The organism is Oceanobacillus sp. FSL W7-1293, from assembly GCF_037969815.1.
Taxonomy (GTDB): domain Bacteria; phylum Bacillota; class Bacilli; order Bacillales; family Amphibacillaceae; genus Oceanobacillus; species Oceanobacillus oncorhynchi.
This window is the reverse complement of record NZ_CP150212.1, coordinates 1811618-1834116: the sequence shown is the minus strand read 5'-3', so window position 1 is coordinate 1834116 and position 22499 is coordinate 1811618. Positions and strand designations below refer to the sequence as shown.

Here is a 22499-nt window from a genome sequence, read left to right as displayed (position 1 = left end):
TTGGTAATTGTTGAAAGGAATTTCTGCCGTTGTTTTATGCAGGCGATATGTAAGCAAGACGCCATATTTAATTTTTTCTTTTTAAGACAGAAAAAGAGGCTATTACCTTTAATTGGCAATAACCTCTTTTTTTAATTAAATCCGTTCTATCTAGTGAGATGAACGATTACGAAGACGGTATACAATCATTAGAATTGCACCGGCCGCCAGTAAACCTAAGCTGATAAGCAATAAGTTGAACATGGATGTTGCTGTGCCTGGCAAGGTTTCTCCATCATCACCTTTACCGGTCTCAGCACCTTCTCCAACTTTAGGATCTCCTGCTTTTTCAACAGCATCTCCATCTGTTTTGCCTTTTCCATCAGCGGTTGCTTCACCAGAGTCTGTTGCTTCTGCCTCTGGTTCTTCTGGACTTTCTGAATCGGTTGGCTCTTCTCCTGGGTTGCCTGGAGTCTCAGGGTCTGCCGGTTCTTCTTCCGGCTCTCCTGGTGTTTCAGGGTCTGTCGGTTCTTCTCCCGGCTCTCCTGGTGTTTCAGGATCTGTCGGCTCTTCTCCCGGCTCTCCTGGTGTTTCAGGGTCTGTCGGCTCTTCTCCCGGCTCTCCTGGTGTTTCAGGGTCTGTTGGTTCTTCTGATTCTGCTTTCACAAAACCAAAATCTAATGTTGGGTCATGCTCTCCGTCTTCTGTTAAGTGACGAGATACCGCAAACCATGTAGATGAATCAATGGAATTATCATTTCCTGCTTCTTCCAAGGTTGGTACATACCCTTTCAAGGCTTCTGCAGATGCTTCCCGGTCAATTCGTACAATGTACGTTTTATCGATTGGCAAATTTTCAAAGATATAATATCCATTTTCATCTGTAGTAACTGGTCCTACAGGATTTCCATAAACATCTGTTACTGGATTTCCTTCCTCATCTTCAATCGTTAAGACGACTCCTTTAAGCGGAATATCCGTTTCATCTTGTAATCCATCTTTGTTCACATCAATCCATACATAATCTCCTACACTTACTTTCGCCGGACGATTGGTGATGGTGAACCCATCTGCCGCATTTCCTTCTACATTATCCGTTACATATCCGTTAACAGCTGCTTCTTGAACAGTATAAGTAACCTCTGTTCCAGCTGCAAATTTAGGCATATTTGTAAACTCAAATGTCCAATCCATGTCCGCAGTGACTTCTGCTGAATTCACTTTTTCTCCGTCTGCTAACAAGTTAACAGTGATGGAATCTGGGCGTTGATCCGTATAATTATTGTCATCCCAGATTTTGGTTCCTTTTACATCAATCCGTTCCGGTTCATGCGTGTTCGTAATGACATAGCCATTTTCTGCATTTCCGGCTGTTTCCGCTTCATAACCATCAACAGCTGCTTCTTCCACTGTATAGTCAATCAGCTCTCCATTATTGTATTCGTCTAAATCAGTAAAGTCAGCCTGCCAATTGTTATCAGCGCTTAATACCGCTTCTTTTTCTGTTTCTTCACCGTCAGCGATTAATTTCACTGTAATGGATTCTGGACGAATACCATCTTGATTGTTTGCATCTTCCCAATGTTTGATAACATTGATGCTTGTTTTTCCTGGTGTATAACTATTAGTAATATCCATACCAGTAATCTCTGTAGAATAATCTTCTACATTATCTTCTTGAATGGTATAGTTAATTTCTTCTCCATTCTCAAATCTCGGCAAGTCTGTAAATGCATAGCTCCAATCTGATTCCTCTGTCACTTCTGCATCTTCTACTTCCTCACCATTTGCTAATAAATGAACTGTAATGGATTCTGGACGTTTGCCGTCTTGGTTATCAGCGTCATCCCAGGTTTTGGTTCCTTCTAAATCAACCAACTCTGGCTCATGCGTATTCGTAATGACGTAGCCATCCTCCGCATTTCCAGCTGTTTCACCCTCATAACCGTCAACAGCTGCTTCTTCCACCGTATACTCGATTAATTCACCGTTTTTAAATTTATCCAAGCCCGTAAAATCTGCTTGCCAGTTATTTGATTCATTCAATTCGATGGAATCTATTTCTTCCCCATCAGCAAGTAAACTCACTGTAATGGATGCCGGGCGAATGCCATCCTGGTTTTCCGCATCTTCCCAAGCTTTAGAAACAGGAACACTGGTTTGTTCCGGTTCATGATGGTTGGTTAACAGGATATTTCCATGGTCGGCATCATTGACAGAGACTTCATAGCCTTCTGGCACAGATACTTCTTCTACGGTGTAATTAATTTCTTCGCCGCCATTTTGGTATGCATCCAGTTCAGACCATGTATGCATCCAGTCATTTTCTGCAGACAGAATAACCGTATCGCCAACTTCATTTTCCCCTGCATACAATTGAACCTCAATCTGTTCAGGGCGAATACCGTCTTGGTTATCGTTGTCGTTCCATCCTTTTGAAACAGTAACCGATGTTAGTTCTGGCGTGTAAGCATTAGTGACAGTCACATTGCCGTCATCTCCGGTTTCCAGTTCGGTTGAATACTCCGTAACGGAATCTTCCGTCACACGATATCCAATTTCTTCTCCATTACGATTTTTCGGCAAATCTTCAAACGAATGGGTCCAACCGTTTTCTTCATTCAATTCAGCTGTTCCAACAATTTCCGATGCATCATTGATGACATTTACAGTCACGCTGTCCGGGCGGACGCCATCCTGATTCTCTGCATCATCCCATTCTTTGGTAACAGGGATTTCAACTGTATCTGGTGTACGGTTGTTTGTAATCAACACGTTTCCATTAACTTTTTCTACCGTTGGCTCCTCATAACCTTCCGGGACATTTGTTTCTTCTGCCGTATAGTTGATTACTTGACCACCGTCTTGATAAACATCTAATTCTGTCCAAGTATGCGTCCAATCATTTTCTGATGATAAACGAACAGGTTTGTTAACAGGTTCTCCATCAGCGAATAATTGAACGGTTACATGTTCCGGCCGGACGCCATCTTGGTTATTGCCGTCCTCCCATCCTTTCATAACAGTCAATGATGTTTGTTCTGGCGTGTAGCTGTTGGTAATGACAAATCCATCTGCTTGTTTTACAGCAGTTGCCCCGTAGCCTTCGATGGCATCTTCTGTAATACGGTATTGGATTACTTTCCCATTATCATATTTCGGTAATCCTTCAAATACATGAGACCATTCTCCATTTTCATCTGCAGTTACTTCTGCTGTCTGAACAATTTCAGACTTTCCATTGATAACACGAAGCGTAATACTCTCTGGTCTGTTGCCATCTTGATTATTGGCATCTTCCCATACTTTTGAAACTGGAATATCAATCAATTCTGGCTCATAGCTGTTGGTAATCGAAATTGCTCCGTGATTTTCGTCATTTATATCTGACTCATATCCTGCTGGAACATCGACTTCCTCCACTGTATAATCAATAGGTTCTCCGCCATCGCGATTCGCATCTAATCCAGACCATGTATAGGACCACTTATCTGCTGCTGTGATGAGCACCTCATTTCCTAAGGCTTCTCCGTCTGCAAGCAATTGAACGCGAATACTGTCCGGTCGCTGTCCATCCTGATTATTTGCATCATTCCAGAATTTATTGACGGTAACAGAAGTCTGCTCTGGCGTATGTTCATTCGTTACAGTAAATGTTCCGTTACCATTATTGGAAATAGTAGTGGAATAATCTTCTACTGTATCCTCTGCCACGCTGTACGCAATTTCTACGCCGTCACGATATTTTGGTAAATTCTCAAAAACATGTGACCAATTCCCATCGTTATCAGCTGTTATTTCTTCCGTTGCCACAACGTTTGAACGATCATCATAAAGATGAATCGTAATGCTGTCTGGTCGTGCTCCATCTTGATTGTTGGCATCTTCCCATGCTTTTTCTACTGTAATATCCGTCATTTCTGGTGAGTAACTGTTTGTGATGGTATAGCCATTTTCAGTGCTTCCACTAACAGTACTTTCGTAGCCAGCCGGTATATTTGACTCTACAACAGTATAGTTAATTCGTTCTCCATTTTGATATTCATCTAAATCGGTAAAGATAGCTTCCCAATTATTGGATTCTTTCAAAATTCTTTTAGCTCCAAATTTTGCTTCCCCATCTGCATACAGCTGTACCATAATGGCATCTGGGCGGGCACCATCCTGGTTATTTGCATCTTCCCATACTTTTTCTACCGGGATATCTATCTTGCCTGGTGTATAGCTGTTTGTGATAACAAATCCATTTTCTGCATCTCCGGAAACATCACTTTCATACTGCTCCGGTACGTTTACTTCTGCGACGGTATAATTAATCTTATCTCCGCTATTATCCAGCTCCGGTAAATCTGTAAATGAACCTTGCCATTCATTTTCATTACTCAAAATAACGTTTTCTGTATCGGTTTCCTCGCCATTTGCAAATAATGCAATTTCAACGGATTCCGGACGATTGCCATCCTGGTTGTTCGCATCCTCCCAAGCTTTCTCCACTGGAATTTCAGTAGTTGGAGATACGAATTCATTTGTAATCGTTAATCCATCCTCGGAAACAGATTTCTCATAGTTTTCTGGGACAGTTACTTCATCGACCGTATAGTCGTACGCATTACCGCCCGAATCAGTTCTATCCAAGTCCGTCCACGTATATTCTGTTTCACCGTCTTCCAAGGTGACCGGATCTCCAAATGCTTCTCCATTTCTGAATAATTGCAGTTCAATGGATTCCGGGCGATGATTTTCGCCGCCTTGCCATTCTTTCGTGCCTGTTACATTAATTTTTTCCTTGGTGTTTTCGAAATTAACTTCAAAAACTTTTTCATTGCTGCCATATGGCTCATCTACATTAATTTCGATTTCTTTATCGGATAACACGTAGCCATTTGGTGATTCAATTTCTACCAAGATATAGGTTCCTAAGAATAAGTTTCCTACTTCTAAAATACCATTCTCAGTAGTAAATTCGCCCATTAATACTCTCTCTTCATTTACAACTCGATATAATTCAAAAGTTGCTCCTGAAGATTTGATTACTTCTTCAGTAGCTGAATCAACTTTAGAAAGTTGGATAGCTCCACGATCTTTTCGAAATTCTCCACCAACCCATGAAAATTGTCTTGCTGAGATTTCGTTTGTTTCCCTCGTTACTGTCTCAATTTCTTTACCCTTAAGGTCTACTGTATTATTAACAGTTTGCCCATTTTCGGCAATAACGATAGTGGTATAAGTGATTGTTAGAGCTTCAGTTAAATCCTCATCAAAAGAGATATTTAAAATTGTTTGGCCATCTTCAGTAGTTTCTGTTTCAAGCGTATAACCAATCTCTTCACCACTACTTGTAACAATAGTCAAGCTGTCTTCTACAAATGACAGACCAGCACTAATTGTATCTGTAAGTGTTGCATCACTTATTCTTGAAAGGCTTTCATTAGCAGTGATTTTCCATTCAAGTTCTTCACCAATATAAACTTCGCTTACATCAGGCAGAACTTCTTTATTCAACACTTTATCCCATCTGTCATAATGCACAGATGAAGAATAAGGATATTTTCCTTCTTCTGTTGTTACTTCCGCATGGTTTACATAATTTTCTTCTGAAATGTCTGGAACTCTTGTTTCAAACTGAATGACATATCTTTCAGTTACTTCACCATTAAAGTTAACAGTAAGTTCATTACCCTCAACTTCTACAGTATAATCATCATTAAGAGTTAATTCAGTATCAGTAATTGTTGTATTACCACCTGCATCTACTTCATAAACAGATACTGTGATACTGTCTTCAATGATTTCTCCGTCATAACCTAATGTATCAGTAACTGAAACATTTTCCCCAAGATTATGCTGATGATAGTTAAAGTACACTTGCCAAGCGATTCTTCTATCAGATGCATCGGACCAACTATCTGAATCAACAAGATTCCCTTCTTTAAAGCCACTATTCCAAGCGTTTTCTATTACACGTTGGCTAGCATCGTCTTCTTCGTTAATTTCACGATTATTTTCCGTTGTTCCTCCAAAATGTGCGTGGTTTCTATAAAGACCAGCTTCATCTTCATTAGAATGAGGAATCAATGAATTTCCGTCTTCATCCACAAATTGCTCGTCATAAGAAGTAGTATAGTTCACTACTAATTCTGCTTTTTCTATTTCCCGGTTGAATACAATTGTAAAGCCATTTTGGTATCCACCCTCAATTGGAGCAAGTGTATAATCTTCTCCTGAAACAAGATTTTCATTACCAAGAGTAATTTCAACTGTCCCTGGCAATAAGATTAGCCCATCATTTGTGAAGGTATCAGTAATGGTAAAACCTTCATTGATGTCTTCTCTCGTAGGATCGACATTTAAACGCCAATTAATTGTTTTCTCATTATGAGTGAATTTCATAATTCAAAGCCCTTGTGTCCCAAGCTTTTTGAAACATAAAAAAAGAAGTACCTCCCCAAATCTTGTATAATGGTAGTTACCCAGAAAACCATAAAAAGACTGGAGGAGTACTTCTTATGACCATTATACGACAACCGAGTCTATTTGGCATCCAAGAATTATATGACATGGAACCTACCCAAAAATATGAAGCGATTATTTCAGCGATTGATCTGGATCGTATTTATCATGCGATTAATAAGAAATCCCGGCTTGGAGCGCCTGTTGAGCTAAATTATGCAGGGATGATTATTTCCTTTTTTATTCGCTACATCGAGCGTATCCCAACCATCAAAGACTTAATCAAGCGTCTAAATGATGACTTTATCTTTAAAATGAACTGCGGATTTCTTGTTTCCGATTCTACACCATCAGAAGCTGCTTATTCCCGCTTGGTAACGAAATTGAGTGAATCAGATATTTTAGAAAAATCCTTCGAAAGCGTAACGCTGGCAGCCGTCACCGAAGGGTTTATTGTCGATGAAGTCATTGCCATTGATGCAACCCATTTTGAAGCACGAGATAAGGCACCTGCCAAAAAAGAAGAAAAATCAGAAACTACGCCAAAAAAGCGCGGACGCAAATCCAAAGAAGAACGCGAACAGTACCTTAAAGACCAAGCGGAAAAGGAAGCAAACCTGCCATTGTATGAAAAGAAAATCGAAGCACAGTTAGACGTTCCGTTAGACATCTTGCGTGCAGAAGTGCCAATAGCCCCCAAATGGGGTGTGAAAAAGAATGCAGATGGTAAAAATGAATACTGGTTTGGCTATAAAGCCCACCTCGCAGTTGGTGCATCCAGCCAATATATTCTGCAATCTTTGTTTTCATCTGGCAGCTTAAATGATGGGAAAGCCGCTATTGCCCTATTGAAGGGAATGGATCAACGACTTCCGCTTACGTCTGCTTCTTACCAGACATTGGATGCGGGTTATGATTTTGAACCGATTTATGAACAGATTCATCGCATGTGTCAACAGTCTGTCATTGCCTATAATAAGCGCAATGAAGGCGAAATGATCGGGTTTGATAAGGATTTTGCCCCAACCTGTTTGCGAGAACATTCCTATAAATATGACAGCTTTGATCCGAAATACGAAACATTGAAATATACCAGACCAAAGGAATGCAGCGACTGTCCCCTTGCGAATGAAGGTATCTGTCAAAAAGTGTATAAAATCAAGATAACTACCGATTTAAGAAGGTATACCGCACCAGCACGAGGATCAAAAGCTTGGAAAAATATTTTCAAACAACGGACAGCAGTAGAACGTGTTAATGCTTATCTGAAAGAGTTCTATCAGCTAAACAATGTTCGTTATCGCACTGGAAAGCGTGCAAAAGTTCATTTTGACATGGTCGCTTTGATTTATAATGCTTCCAAATTAGCTGCTGATCGCATCCAAGCAGAGCTTATTCAGCAACAACAAGCGCATAATTTTTGTTTTTAAAAATACACTTTCGAAAATTCGGTTCGTCTTTGTATTTTTAAAAAGAGCAATTATGAAATTCATTCATTATAGTTAATTCCATCAAAACTCTTTTGATACGTATTTGCATGCGGACGGATTGTAGCATCTCTATCTCCGCCACCTTCACCAACACCGTCACCTTCCATACCTACAGTGTTTGTAAATGCATCCGCATTATTGAAATTATCAATACTAGTCGTATATTCAATTGTAATTGTTTCCGTACCAACATCTGGCAAATCAATTGTTAATAAGCCATCTTCTTCATCATGAGTCGCTCCAGGGAATTCATTACCATTTTCACCTGTAATTGTAATGTTTGTTAATGTTAATCCCTCTGGCAATTGGTCTGTTACGGTAACATCGCCCAATAGATGTTTTGCTTTGTTTACAGTAACTTTCCAAGTAACTGTACGATTTTCATAATCAATATTGCCCGCTTCTACTTTCTCAAGAATCGGACCTCTATCGAACTGAACTGTTGCATCATCATCGTTCAATTCTTCATCACCATCAAAAAGAATGGCTGTATTTGTGAACCCATTATTCTCTTGGTATTCACCCTCATTAACTTCTGACCAATTAATTTCAGTCAGGTAAGTGATTGTATATGTTTGATCCGGGCTTACTTGACCTAATTCGATTGGGAAATCATCTGCTTCAATATCAGTACCTTCACCATTTAAAGTGATATTAATAGATCCTGGAACAATTTTTAAACCATCTGGTAATTGATCCTCAATCCTGGCATCATCAATAGACATACCATTTTCATTAACGATAATGGTCCATTCAATCTGATCACCCGATTCTGAATCAACTCGATTTCCTTCCTTCTGAATCGGATTACTTCTTTCACCTCCAGAAACGGTTGCTTGTGCTTCCAAGTCAATATTATCACTTACAAATGTCGCATCATTGGTGAACTGTGCTACATTAATATCTTCAATTGATGTTGTATATTTGACCTGATAGCCGCTTCTTCCATCGATAGAATCGAATGTCATTTCAAATCCATCGTCAGTAAGAGTTGGGGCGTTAAAATCGTCAATTGGATCTCCTACGATCTCATTACCATCCACATCAATAGTGATTTCTCTAACTTCAAAATCACGTGCTTCGCCAAGACCGTTTGGAATAACATCGGCCAGCATTCCATTCTCTATTGCCTCGTCAGCACCATTCACAATATTAACTGTCCAATAAACTTCTCTTGCATTGACAGGGCTATCCGTACGACCGGATTTATCTAAATCTGTATTAACTTCTGTCGGTGTAACTTGAACAGTTAAATCTCTTTCACCATCGCCATCAAAATCAATCTCTTGCTCCCATTCCTCAGTGAATATTTCTCGGTCAAAATTTAATTGGAAACCTACGTATCCATTTTGAACACTTTGATCCTCAATGTTCTCATCGAATGTAAAAATCAATTCACCATCATTAATGGTAAATGTTCCTACTTGGGTACCTTCTACCATTATAGGTTGATCTGGCGTATTTACCCAATGTAGAAATACATCTGGCAATGGCATAGATGCTGTATCTCCAGCTTGAATGGTTTCATCTGTTTCCCAGCTATATTGAACCTCATAAGTTCCATCAAAATCAACTTCATGACCGTCTTCAACATCTTCACCACCTAGTCTAAACCACTCAAAGGTAAAGATATTCCCTAGCTCAGCCTGAGGTCCAACCTCCGATGCAGCAGAAGGCGCAATATTTTCTTCTTCAGCCGTTTCCTCCTCTACGGCTTCCTCGGCCTCTTCTTCAGTTACTTCTTCCTCTACAGCTTCTTCGGTTCCTTCTTCTTCAGCCGCTTCTTCCTCTACAGCTTCCTCGGTCCCTTCTTCCGTTGACCCCTCTTCTACAGCTCCCTCGGTCCCTTCTTCTTCAGCTGCTTCTTCCTCTACAGCTTCTTCGGTCCCTTCTTCAGCTGCTTCTTCAGCTGCTTCTTCCTCTACAGCTCCCTCGGTCCCTTCTTCTTCAGCTGCTTCTTCCTCCACAGCTTCTTCGATTCCTTCTTCCGTTGACCCCTCTTCTACAGCTTCCTCAGCGGTTTCCTCTCCTTCCACAACTTCTTCTTCCTTTTCTAAAGGCAATTGCAGCTTCAATGTACCCTCAGCTTCTGAATGCTCCAGTGCCGATTCATTAAACGTGACACGGATTACATCCTCTGTTGTTTCAAAGGAGGCAATTTCCACTTCTTCCCCTTCCGAAGATATTATGCCCTCCTGCTCTATTAGTGCTGCAGGAGAATTAAAATCTACAGGCTGACTTACATCCTCTAAATCATAACCGGCAAGCGACCAGTCTATATGTAGAAACCAGCCATCATCTTCCTCGGAAAAAGAACCTTCAGAAATGCTTTCAAAATCAAAAAACGTATCATTTTTGTTTTCTTCCGCGTATGCCGTTTGAATAGGTGCAATACCTGTTACAACGGACTGCATAACAAGAAGAAAAATCATAAATATACTGGCTCTTTTTGCTCTTCTCTTCAATTATTCCAGTCCTCCTTTTTTATTTAGTTTTTAATCACTGCTGGAATAGGGAAAACCGACACCTCCTAATATCTCTGTATCTTTAAAATGATTTCTGTTCTGCTGAAAAGCATAAAAGAACGTGTTCTAATAGATGAATAGATGCTTGCTATTCATGAAAACGCTCTGGCCTTAAACTTATCCAACTGACAGAAACATTTTAAAGTTTCATTTGACTACATACTCATCCTCTAATCCGTACCATTTTTCTAGTATTCATGAAGTAAAATTTCAATTTATCCCGTTATATTAGAAATGAGCTTTTGTAGTCATTTTTATCATAACTTACGGAGTATACTCAGAAAATAGTATGTATATATACAAATTCTATACAGCCTGATAATCCATAAATATTCCAATATCTGTATGAACCTAACTAAAGGAACCTCCCTTCTATTAAGCAGATAAAACACTTAATAAAAGGAAGGTTTCATGAAGGTTCATCCTATTCTGTTGGAGGCAAGTCCACCTCAAAAAATACTTTCAATCCTTTCTCCTTTGAGCTTATCATCTGCAGTCCCTTCCCAAAATGCTGATGCAATCGTTTATCCACATTAAAAATCCCAATACCTGATTTGCTGTCAGATTCTCTGTTTAAAATGGTTTGCATTTCCGCTTCTTCTATACCTGCCCCATCATCCTCCACCGTAATCACTGCTTTGTTACGGGAGATATTTTTTATACATCTGATGGTGACGGTTCCTTTGCCCTGTCTGTTTCGAATACCATGCTGTACCGCATTTTCCACTAATGGCTGGATGGAAAGGAATGGAACATAGACCTCCTCTTCATCTTCCAGATCCCACTTCACCTGTAAAGCTTCGCCAAAGCGTACCTGTTCAATATACAAATAGGAGCGGACGATATTTAATTCTTCCTTCAAGGGGACCAGCTCTTTCATATGCTGAAATTGAAATTTACTTCTCAATAAATTACTGAATTCGTTCAGGAGTATTCTCATTCCTCTTACGTCTAATTCGCTTAATGCCATAATAGAATTCAATGTATTAAATAAAAAATGCGGCTGTATCTGTGCCTGCAGCCAAGAGGTCTCCATCTGTACCTGCTTCTCGGCGACACGCTTCAGTGTTACCAAAGAATCCATACGTGCTTTCAGTTCAACCGGTTCAACAGGCTTTCCAATGTAATCATTTGCCCCAGCTAAAAAAGCGGCCTGTATACCTGTCGTTCCACCGGTAAGCAGCAGCAAGGGCAATTCTGTCAGAGAAAAGCGTTCCCGAATTATTCTGGCAAGCTCATATCCTGATATTTCCGGCATCATAATATCTGAAATAACGAGATCCCACTCCCGCTTTTTCAGTTCCTCTACAGCCTGTTTAGCATTGGAAACAAATACCGGATGATATGCATCATCGGGAATAATCGCTTTTAAAGCCAATAAACTTGCCGGATTATCATCGACAATCAGGACAGACGGCATCTGATTGTTTTTTCTATTTGGCTGTACTGTTTGTTCACTTTCTTCTTTTGGCATCTGCTTTTCTATTTGGCTTTCAGAGGTCCATGCTGCCGCTTCTTGCGCTGCCAGTGCTAACGTGAATGTAAAGGTTGTTTTTTCTCCTTTTTTAGAAGAAACTTGAATTCTCCCGCCATGAAGTTCTACTAACTGTTTCGTAATATTTAATCCTAATCCAAAACCGCCTTCAGACATTTCATTTTCCGGATGCCCCTGTTCATAAGGCTGAAAAATCTTCTTCTGCATCTCCTCGCTGATTCCGATGCCTGTATCTGTCACATGAATTTCTGCTTGATGATCTTTGACAGAAGCAGAGACCCTGATCGACCCCTGATTGGTATACTTAATGGCATTATCTACGAGATTAAATAAAATTTGTTTCACCCGATTTTCATCTGCATATACAGGAGGAAAATCTTTTGGAATCAAATGAACGATAGACAGGCTCTTCACATCGGATGAAAAACGCAATGCATCGATAATTCCTGTGACAATCGACTCTAACGCAATCACTTGTCTGTTTAATCTCGGTTTATTAATCTGTAAGTTTCTGGTCTCCAATAAATCTGACAACAGCAGATTCATTTGCTGCCCGACGTTCAAGACAGTGTTCAATTCGGTCATGCTCTGTTTGGACAAATTTGTTTCTTCCCTGTCCCGCACCGCCTCGGAAAGCAATAATATACTATTCAACGGATTACGGAATTCATGAGATGTATTTGCCAGAAATTGATCTTTTTCCTCATTCACTTTTTTCAATCTCTCTGCTAAATCCTTTGTCTCCTTATGCTTTTGAAAATATCTCTGAAACCAGACAATCGTATAGCAGGTTACAAAAATCAGCAGATCAAATGGATAAAAGGTCAAATAAATACTTTGTCCTTTCCATATAAAATTCCATATCGCATGATTGGTAATAGCAGCATAACTGCATACCAGAAAATACGCAGCTTTTTGGTTCGTCTTATACATTGAAACAATTGAAGAAATGGTAACAATTGCCGTAACAATACCAAATATATAATAAAGCGGACGAAGCGCCAAAATTTGCGGCATCGACAAAAAGATAGTGACCACAGCCAACACGGCCATCCCCCATTTAAAAAACGGAAAGATTTTATTCCAATAAGGCAGCTTTTGATGATCGGTACATTGAACCAATGCATAAAAAATGATTAAATACACCGTATGGATCATCCAATACTCTAATTCATAACTCAAATTAAAAAATTGCTGCAATAATTTCTCGCCAGTATGAAACAGAAAACCCGAAAACAAGCTAAAGGCCAGCAACGAGAAAGAAAGTACTTTTTTATCTCTTCCCCCAATAAAATAAATAATCAATGTGTATACCGTATGCATGAACAGAATAGCTGCAATGACAACTTGTGAATAGTTTGTGAGCTGTACTTCTCTCGTAATCGTTTCATCTGTCCCAAACCGAAGTGAGAGGTAAATACCGCCATCTCTGCTGTCGATAAAATTGGCAGCTTGAATCACAACATCTATATTGCCCTCTTCGTCCGCTTTAAAAGTCACTGTTTTAGGCATAATATCCGCAACATACGCGGCTTCCGTTTCCGCCAATCGGCCCGTCTCCGCTACTTTCTGCCCATTCACGTAGATTTCCGATGATGTACGGATGTTTGGGACGTATAATTTAAAATTCCGGTCATCCTCCGGCTGTACTCTTACTTGCAGCCTGTAAGTTCCATAACCAAAAGGAGAACCCAGATTATTCTCCCAGCCATGAGGCACTTGAATTGCTTCCGGCGCTTCAACAGTGGAGGCATCCTCCTGCATCAAAAACTGCGATGGGTAAAAATCCCACACCCCATCCAGCAATATTGATTGCCCTTCTTCTATTTCCCATGATCTTAAATCAAGCTTTCCTTCTTGAATATCAGGAGTTATATTTTCTTGAAATAAACCTGCCCAAATCAGACGCAAAGCAGACAAACTGATCATACAGAGAATCACAAAAATCGCCGTTCGGATATTATCTTGTTTCATTGATATCAACTCTTTTTTTCATGGCCATCCTTAACCTTAAATCCATGATTTCTCTTTTACAATCTCTGCTGCCTCTGCATCAAAATCGGTTAACTCTTTTAACTTCGACATATTATAGGACGACGACTTCTCATAACGATGTAAGTACGCTGCTAATCGAATGATAAGCTCCAGCCATAAATCTCTCAGTATGTTCCTCTCGTGCACAGCCCAAAGATAGTCAAGGCCGGCAAAGTACTCGTCTTGATACACATCCAGCACCTTGAAGTACTGCTCGGTATTTATGTTTTCTTTTTTTAATAAATCATACGCTGCAAACTTAAATTCACGCGATTGAATCTGTACATCATCATCGATATCAATTTGATAAAATTCTTTTTGACTGATAATTTTAATCGGTGCATCTATTTGCTGCATAACCTTTCTAATCTGATATACCGTTGTATACAACTGAGCATTCGCTTTCTCCCAGGGTAGGTTACTCCACAGCAAATCAATCAATTCACTTTTCCGGATAGTATCCTCATGATGATGAATAAAATAAGCAAATAATTCTTTTGCTTTGGACGTTCTCCATTTTACATCGATCCTCTCCTTCCCTTGATATATTTGCAAAGCTCCTAAATCCTTAATGACGGTCGCCTGATTTTCAGGTACGCTATTCTGTTCTGCCATCTTCCTTTCCATTATCCGCTGTATAGTTATGGTTAAACGCTCCTGTTTTACAGGCTTTAATATGTAATCTACTGCATTTAATTCAAACGCTTTAATCGCATAGTCATCATATGCTGTAACAAAAACTATATGTAAAGAGGGCTTGATATTTATCAGCTGCTCCGCTAAATCTGTACCTTTCATGGCGGGCATATGTATATCTATAAATACAGCGTCTATGTGTTCTGTCTGAATATGATAAATCAAGTCCTCAGGGTCCATATACTTCCCTGAAATATGTACTCCTTCTATTTTACGCAACAGTAAATCCAAATATTGTAATGCCAAAGGTTCGTCATCAATAATAGCAATTTGAAGCATAGAATCTCCCCCTGATTAGTTATCTTTAGTATTTCTAACATACATATAATTCAAGGATACATGATGATAAATAACAGCTATCTGATTTTATCTATACAAATTCTATACAAATACCTGCTTTTTACTCCATACTTTCGTTGCCTTTCACGAATGTGATTTATTCCAATCATTTAATTTTTTAATATTCCATAATGTCATGTTATACGATTCATAATTGCTTTTTAAAGGAATTTTGTATTGGTGTTAAATGGAATAGATACTTTTTTATTGTAAATTCAGCTTTTTTCAAAATCTGACGCATGATAATGAACGAATAAAACTTCAACCGGCTAGTTGTCCTTGAAGAAGGCAGTGCCTATCTTTTTCAATATCATTCCTTTGCAAATAAATAAAACTCCATTTTAAGCAGACGGGGGCTCCGCCGCAAAATGAAGTTTTGTTTATCTATATTGCAATGGATGGGGGTTACCTGCCGCTTCAAGCTTGGAGAAGACTTGAAATGAGAATCAGGATAATATAATGGTACGATTCGTTCACTGCATATAGTTTCACTTTATATATCTATTTCAAAGGATACGCTCGTTCCTTTATTCACAGTACTGATAATGGTTAATCCCTTTCCGTAATGCTGATGCAATCTTTTTTCTACGTTTAATACACCTACCCCTGATTCGCTATCCGATTCTCCTTTTAAAATGTCAGGAATGTCTGCTTCTTCTATTCCTGCCCCGTCATCCGCAACGGTAATCACTGCTTTGGAGCGGGAAGAATTTTTTTGAAAGCTTATAGTCACCGTTCCTTTTCCCTGTCCGTTTCTAATTCCATGCTGGACCGCATTCTCCACTAATGGCTGGATCGATAGGAAAGGCACATTGACTCCTTCTTGTTCGTCCAGCTTCCATTTCACCTGCAAGGCTTCCCCAAAACGGACTTGCTCAATAAATAGATAAGAACGAACAATGTTTAATTCTTCTTCTAAAGGTATCAAGTCCTTCATTTGCTGAAACCGAAATTTACTTCTCAAGAAATTGCTGAGTTCATCGAGAAGCCTGCGCATTGCCTCTACATCCCACTCACTCAAGGCCATAATCGAATTCAGTGTATTAAACAAGAAATGCGGTTGTATTTGAGCCTGCAGCCAGGCTGTTTCTAATTGTAATTGCTGCTCAGCAACACGCTTCATTGTGATTAAAGAGTCCATCCGGGCTTTCAGCTCTATAGGCTCCACAGGTTTGGTAATATAATCATTTGCTCCCGCCAAGAAGGCCGCCTGAATGTCAGCATTTCCTCCGGTCAGCAGCAGGACAGGGAGTTCTGTCAGGGTATAACGCTCTCTAATCATACCGGTAAATTTATAGCCTGATATTTCCGGCATCATAATATCGGAAATGACTAAGTCCCAATCCCGCTTCTTCAGTTCTTCGAGCGCTTGCTTTGCACTGGTCACCGTCATCGTATCGTATGCATCTTCTGACAAAATGGAGTTTAATGCTAATAAACTCGCCGGATTATCATCAACCAGTAAAACTGCCGGAGTCTGGCCGTCATGTAATGGTGCTAATTCAGCTTCTATCTTCTCTGAATACTTGACATCCGTCTGTTTCGTCTGATTGGAGAGCTGTACAGCTGATTGCGGAGAGGCTAATTCTAAAGTAAACGTAAAGGTTGTTCCCTCCCCTTCTTTCGAGGAGACCCAAACCCTGCCTCCATGAAGCTCAACCAGCTGTTTCGTAATACTTAATCCCAGCCCGAACCCGCCTTCCTGCATCCCACTTGTTGCATTATCCTGTTCATAAGGAAGAAACAACCGTTTTTGCATTTCTTCACTGATTCCGATACCAGTATCTGTTACATGGATTTCCGCATATTTTTCTTTTTTTGCTGCAGATATAATTACTTCTCCCTGATTCGTATATTTAACAGCGTTTCCTGCTAAATTAAATAAAATCTGCGTGACGCGATTTTCGTCCGCATAAACTGCTGGAAATTCCTTTGGTATCTTATTGACCATTTGCAGCTGCTTCATATCTGATGAAAGCTGCAGCAAGTCCAGGACGCCGGTTGCAATAGGCTCCAGAGCAACCGCCTGCTTGTTCAAACGCGGTTTCGTACGATTTAAATTCCTCGCTTCCAGCAAATCTGTTAATAAAAGGTTCATTCGCTTTCCGACGTTCAATACCGTATGAAGTTCACTTACACTCCGCTTTGACAATACTGCTTCTTCCCTGTCCATGACAGCCTTAGAAAGCAGCATGATACTATTTAAAGGATTGCGGAACTCATGAGAAGTATTCGCCAGAAATTGATCTTTTTCTTGATTCATCCGTTGTAAGCTGGACGCCAATTCTTTTGTTTCTTCATGCATTTGAAAATACCCTTTAAACCAGACAATGATATAGCATACGACCGCAACAATCAGATCAAATGGATAAAACGTTAAATAAACACTTTGTTCCCTCCATGTTAAATCCCATATATAATGATGAACGACAGCAAAGAAACTAAGTACAAGGAACATATTCGTTGCAGGATTCTGTCTATACAGCCGGACTACAGAACAGAAGGTAACGATAATAGCTATGAAAGCAAATAGATAATAAACAGGAAATAAAAATAGAATCTGCGGTATAGATAAAAATAAGGTTATTCCCATCATGGCAAATATACTCCATTTATAAAAAGGAAATATCCTTTTCCAATATGGCAGCTCCAGATGATTTGTACATTGCAGCAAAGCATAACATCCCAGCAGAAGCAAGGTGTTCGCTATGCGAAAATCGAAATCATAAGATATATTGAAAAACTGGTGAATCAATTTATCTCCATTACTTAAAAGAGATGTCATAATCATGCAGAACATTAATATAGAAAAATACAATAGATACTTATCCCGATTTCCGATCAGATATAAAATGAAGGTATATACTGCATGAATTAAAAAGATAACAATGATGCTGATTTGAAAATAACTGGACAGCTGCGTTCCGCTTGAGATAGCCTGCTCTGTCCCGAATCTCACAGAACGGATAATACCGCTGCTCCTGATATCTTTATAGTTGGCTGCTTGAATAACGATATCGATAATACCTTCTTCATCTGCTGTAAAAACGATTCTCTGCGGTAAATTTTTTGCAGTATATTGTTCTTCTGCTGCAGCTATCTCCCCAGATGATGCCAGTTTCCTTCCGTTCACATAGATCTCCGATGAACTGCGAATACTTGGTATGTATAACCCATAATTTTGTTCTGCATCACGATCCACTTTTATTTGCAGCCGGTAGCTTCCATATCCAAAGGAAGAACCTAGTATATCATTCCATCCTCTGGGGACTTCTATAATATCTGATTCCCCCTGCACCGAGCTCTCATCCATAATAAAGCGGGAAGGATAAAACTCCCACTCTCCATCTAAAACCAGTGTTTCTTCCTCTCCCAGATCCCAAGTTTGGATATCAAGCATCCCATTTTGAATATCGGGCTGTACCTCCTCTTGAAAAAGACCCGTCCAAATCAAACGGAAAGCAGACAAACAAAGCATAAAAACAAGCAAAATCACTGTCAGCTGAATCGCATTTTTTTTCATTCTTCTTCACTCTTCCAGACCCATTTTCTAATGCTATAATTTTTCATTTACTAATATTCGAGCTTCTTCGTCAAAACTTACCAGTGCACTTATTTGAGAAATTTTACGAGATGAAGGTGACTTATTGTGAAGGGTATCATTTATCAGATTATCTATTATTTGCAGCCAAATGTTCCTTATCTCATTTCTTTCTTTCATAATCCAATCAGCTTCTACCCCTTGCAAATAATCCCCTTGATAGGTTTCTAATAATTTCATATGTGCTTTAACTGATACATCATTCTCCTGCAAGGCCCTCCATGCTGCTTGTTTCCAGCTAATAGATTGAATATCCACTTCTTCTCCCAAGGTTATTTCATAAGATTCCTCCTGACTGACTATCTTAATTGGGATTCCTATTTGCTGAATTACCTTTCTTATTTGATAAACGGTGGAATACAATTGAGAATTGGCCTTTTCCCAGGAGAGGTGGGCCCACATGAAATCTATCAGCTTTTCCTTTCGAATGGTATTTCTATGGTTTTGAAGAAAATAAAAAAATAACTCCTTTGCTTTCGACGTTCTCCACTTTACTTCTATCGGGCTCTCTTCCTTATAAAAACGAACTGTACCCAGGTTTTTGATATGATACGCTGCATTTAACGGAGCTTTATGTAATATTTCATCCTTTTCTTTGATGCGTTCAATGGTCAACTCTAACCTCTCTAACTGTACCGGCTTCAAAATATAATCTAACGCATTCAGTTCAAATGCTCTGACTGCATACTCATTATAGGCTGTGACAAAAGCAATATTTAGAACGGGCTTGATATTTAACAGCTGTTCAGCTAAATCGATCCCCTGTATATCAGGCATATGAATATCCATCAATACGGCATCTACGTCCTCCGTTTGAACATGATTTATTAACCCTTTCGCATTATTAAATTTACCGGTAACCTGTACTCCTTCTATTTTGTTTAAGAGAAAATCCAAATACTGCAACGCCAATGGTTCATCATCAATGATACAAATCTTCACGCTTTCATCTCCATCCGTTTTTATCGTATACATAATATTAGAAAAACTTCCATTGCGGTTAAAGCGAGTTTGAAAACATCTTTTTGCTTTTTATACAGATGCTATCTGGTGATAAACGATTCTATTGCTTTGATTTTCAAAAACTGATCCTTATTCTTTTTATACCATATATCGAACAAAAAAACCTTACTTTCTCACACATTTTAATTCTTTTATACAGCGGGAATGAATTTCAAAGCTGGGGAGTAACTTAACGTAAGTTTTTCAAATAAAAAAAGACCAGCTAAACCAAATTCAATTGGTTTGCTGATCTTTTTTTATGCTTTATTTTATTTGATATGCCTAATACCATTTCACCTTATATTAAGATGCATTGGAAACAACAATTTCTTCGTCTTCAACATCTACATGAATGTCTGTTACATCTTCTCCTTCAAGAATCAAATCTGTTAATTGATCCTCTACTTTATCCTGGATAACACGACGTAATGGACGTGCGCCAAAGCGTGCATCATATCCTAATTGAACAAGACGTTCTTTTGCTGCATCAGAGATAGTGATGGTAATTTGATTTTCCTTCATGGTTGCTTCTAAATCATGCAGCATAAGGTCTACAATTTGCAGTAAATCTTTTTCTTTTAATTCATTGAAGTTTACAATCGCATCGAAACGGTTCAAGAATTCTGGTTTGAAATAGTTGCTTAAGTTTTCCATTGTCGCAACAGATTCATGTGTTTTCGCATTGAACCCGACACTTACTTTTTTCTCACCAGTTCCAGCATTACTTGTCATAATGATAACCGTATCCTTAAAGCTTACTCTTCTGCCGTGAGAATCGGTTAAATGACCGTCCTCCATGATTTGCAGGAACGTATTTTGCACATCTGGATGTGCTTTTTCGATTTCATCCAGCAACAGAATAGAATATGGGTTTCTGCGGATGCGTTCGGTCAGCTGTCCAGCTTCTTCATGACCGACATATCCTGGCGGTGAACCGATAATTTTAGACACCGCGTGTTTTTCCATATATTCACTCATATCCAGACGAACCAGCGCATCTCTCGTACCAAACATTTGCTCAGCCAGTACCTTCGTCAACTCTGTCTTACCGACACCGGTAGGGCCGACAAATAGGAAGGAACCGATTGGACGCTCTTTTGCTTTTAATCCAGCACGGCTACGGCGGATGGATTTCGCAACTTTACCTACTGCTTCTTCCTGCCCGATAACTTTGGCACGGAGATCGTCAGCTAAGTTTTTCATTTTTTCTTTTTCATCTTTTTGCATTTTTGTTACAGGTATGCCTGTTTTTTCTTCTACAATCAATTGAATGTCAGAAATATCTACATCCAGCGTTTTCTCACCATCTTCAACTTTATCCATCTGCTTTTGCAATTGAATTTCTTGGTAGCGTAGATTTGCAGCACGCTCATAATCTTCTTTTTCGGCTGCTTCCTGTTTTTGTTTCACTACTTCATCCAAGTGTTGCTGCAAGGTTTCAGAATCCTTCCCGGCATTTGCAAGGTTTAATCTGGAACCGACCTCATCCATTAAGTCAATTGCTTTATCCGGAAGGAAGCGGTCTTGAATATACCGGTTGGATAAACCGACAAATGCTTCGACGACTTCATCAGAATAGCGAACCTCATGGAATTTTTCATAACGGTCTTTGATTCCTTTTAGTATTTTCACTGCATCCTCTAAGGATGGTTCTTTTACGATAATCGGCTGCAGACGTCTTTCCAGCGCAGCGTCTTTTTCAATTTGACGATATTCTTTCAATGTTGTTGCGCCAATTACTTGCAGGTCGCCGCGTGCAAGAGCTGGCTTCAAGATATTGCCTGCATCCATTTGTGAGCTTTCTGCAGTACCTGCACCAACAAGCAAGTGAATTTCATCGATAAATACGATCACGTCGTTACGCTCTTGCAACTCAGCAATCAATTTATTCATCCGCTCTTCAAATTGACCGCGGATACCAGTGTTTGCAACTAAAGAAGCGACATCCAGCAAGTAGATTTCTTTGTTCATTAATTTAGTAGGAACATTTCCTTCTACAATATTGACAGCCAGTCCTTCTGCAATCGCTGTTTTACCAACGCCCGGCTCACCGATTAATACCGGATTGTTTTTATTTCTTCTATTTAATGTTTCGATAACTCGTTTAATTTCTTTATCTCTGCCAATGACAGGATCAATCTTTCCTGCTCGTGCTTGATCAGTAATATTTTTTGCTAACTGATCAATCAAGCCATTTCCATTGTTTGATTTTTGTTGTGTTCTAGTACGTGCATTTGCACCACTTTGCTGATTTCCTTGGAAAAAGTTGTTGGCAAATGATTGATCCATATTGCCAAATGGAGAATTAGAGAAAAAGTCGCTGTTCATCATATTTCCTTGTATTTCTTGTAAACATTCATGGCAAAGATGCACTTCCATACGCTGTCCATTCATTTGCATTTGTGCATTAATAGTTGCCTCATTTTGTCCACAGTTTTGACATTTCATTTCTCATTCCTCCTTATAACTTAGTCAGATAGCTTATTTATTCGTTGTTTTGACTTTGACTATCTTTGACTATATTTACATTATACTCTGACCTACTTTGACTTTCAAGTGTTTTGGTCAAATTTTTTTATTTTTTTTTGACCTTTATCTTTTATGCTAGTTTACATATAGGCTAAACCCTTGTCCCGCAAGAGATTTAGCAGCTTATATATTCGTCAGATTTTCGGTCAAAGAGGTCAAAACACACAAATTTATTATAAACTCAACTTTCGTACCTAAGAATAAGCATATATATCTTGCTATTTCAGGGTGAACATGTTCTCCATTACATACTTGCATTTTGGTTAAATATCCGGCCTTGTTGGAATTGGTGATGGTGTGTAGCTCCGCTCCGGCCAACCACTCCGCTTTCCATGGGGACGGCTTCAGCTAACTTGAAA

General features: G+C 39.3%; 8 protein-coding genes. 1 reads left to right on the top strand and 7 read right to left on the bottom strand.

Annotated elements, in window-relative coordinates; genetic code table 11:
- Positions 1-150 precede the first annotated feature (150 nt).
- Positions 151-6369: a Cna B-type domain-containing protein gene (locus MKY65_RS08965; RefSeq protein WP_339184114.1), complete on the bottom strand. Its 6219-nt coding sequence runs from the start codon at positions 6367-6369 to the stop codon at positions 151-153.
- 116 nt (positions 6370-6485) lie between these two features.
- On the opposite strand from MKY65_RS08965, the gene MKY65_RS08960 reads away from it, so the two are divergent.
- Positions 6486-7859, top strand: a complete 1374-nt coding sequence (locus tag MKY65_RS08960) for a transposase (protein ID WP_339181899.1) — start codon at positions 6486-6488, stop codon at positions 7857-7859.
- A 59-nt stretch (positions 7860-7918) separates the two neighbouring features.
- On the opposite strand, the gene MKY65_RS08955 is transcribed toward MKY65_RS08960, so the two are convergent.
- From MKY65_RS08955 to MKY65_RS08930, 6 genes are all read right to left on the bottom strand, one after another.
- Positions 7919-10384, bottom strand: a complete 2466-nt coding sequence (locus tag MKY65_RS08955) for a collagen binding domain-containing protein (protein ID WP_339184113.1) — start codon at positions 10382-10384, stop codon at positions 7919-7921.
- A 484-nt stretch (positions 10385-10868) separates the two neighbouring features.
- Complete coding sequence (locus MKY65_RS08950; protein WP_339184112.1) at positions 10869-13913, bottom strand: ATP-binding protein; 3045 nt, start codon at positions 13911-13913, stop codon at positions 10869-10871.
- Positions 13914-13949: 36 nt separating this feature from the next.
- Entirely contained in the window at positions 13950-14948 is a 999-nt protein-coding gene (locus tag MKY65_RS08945) for a response regulator (RefSeq protein ID WP_339184111.1), read from the bottom strand.
- Between the two features lie 553 nt (positions 14949-15501).
- Positions 15502-18531: an ATP-binding protein gene (locus MKY65_RS08940; protein WP_339184109.1), complete on the bottom strand. Its 3030-nt coding sequence runs from the start codon at positions 18529-18531 to the stop codon at positions 15502-15504.
- A gap of 33 nt (positions 18532-18564) precedes the next feature.
- Positions 18565-19551: a response regulator gene (locus MKY65_RS08935; RefSeq protein ID WP_339184108.1), complete on the bottom strand. Its 987-nt coding sequence runs from the start codon at positions 19549-19551 to the stop codon at positions 18565-18567.
- A 363-nt stretch (positions 19552-19914) separates the two neighbouring features.
- Positions 19915-22059, bottom strand: coding sequence for an AAA family ATPase (locus tag MKY65_RS08930; RefSeq protein ID WP_339184106.1), 2145 nt, complete (start codon positions 22057-22059; stop codon positions 19915-19917).
- Positions 22060-22499: the final 440 nt, after the last annotated feature.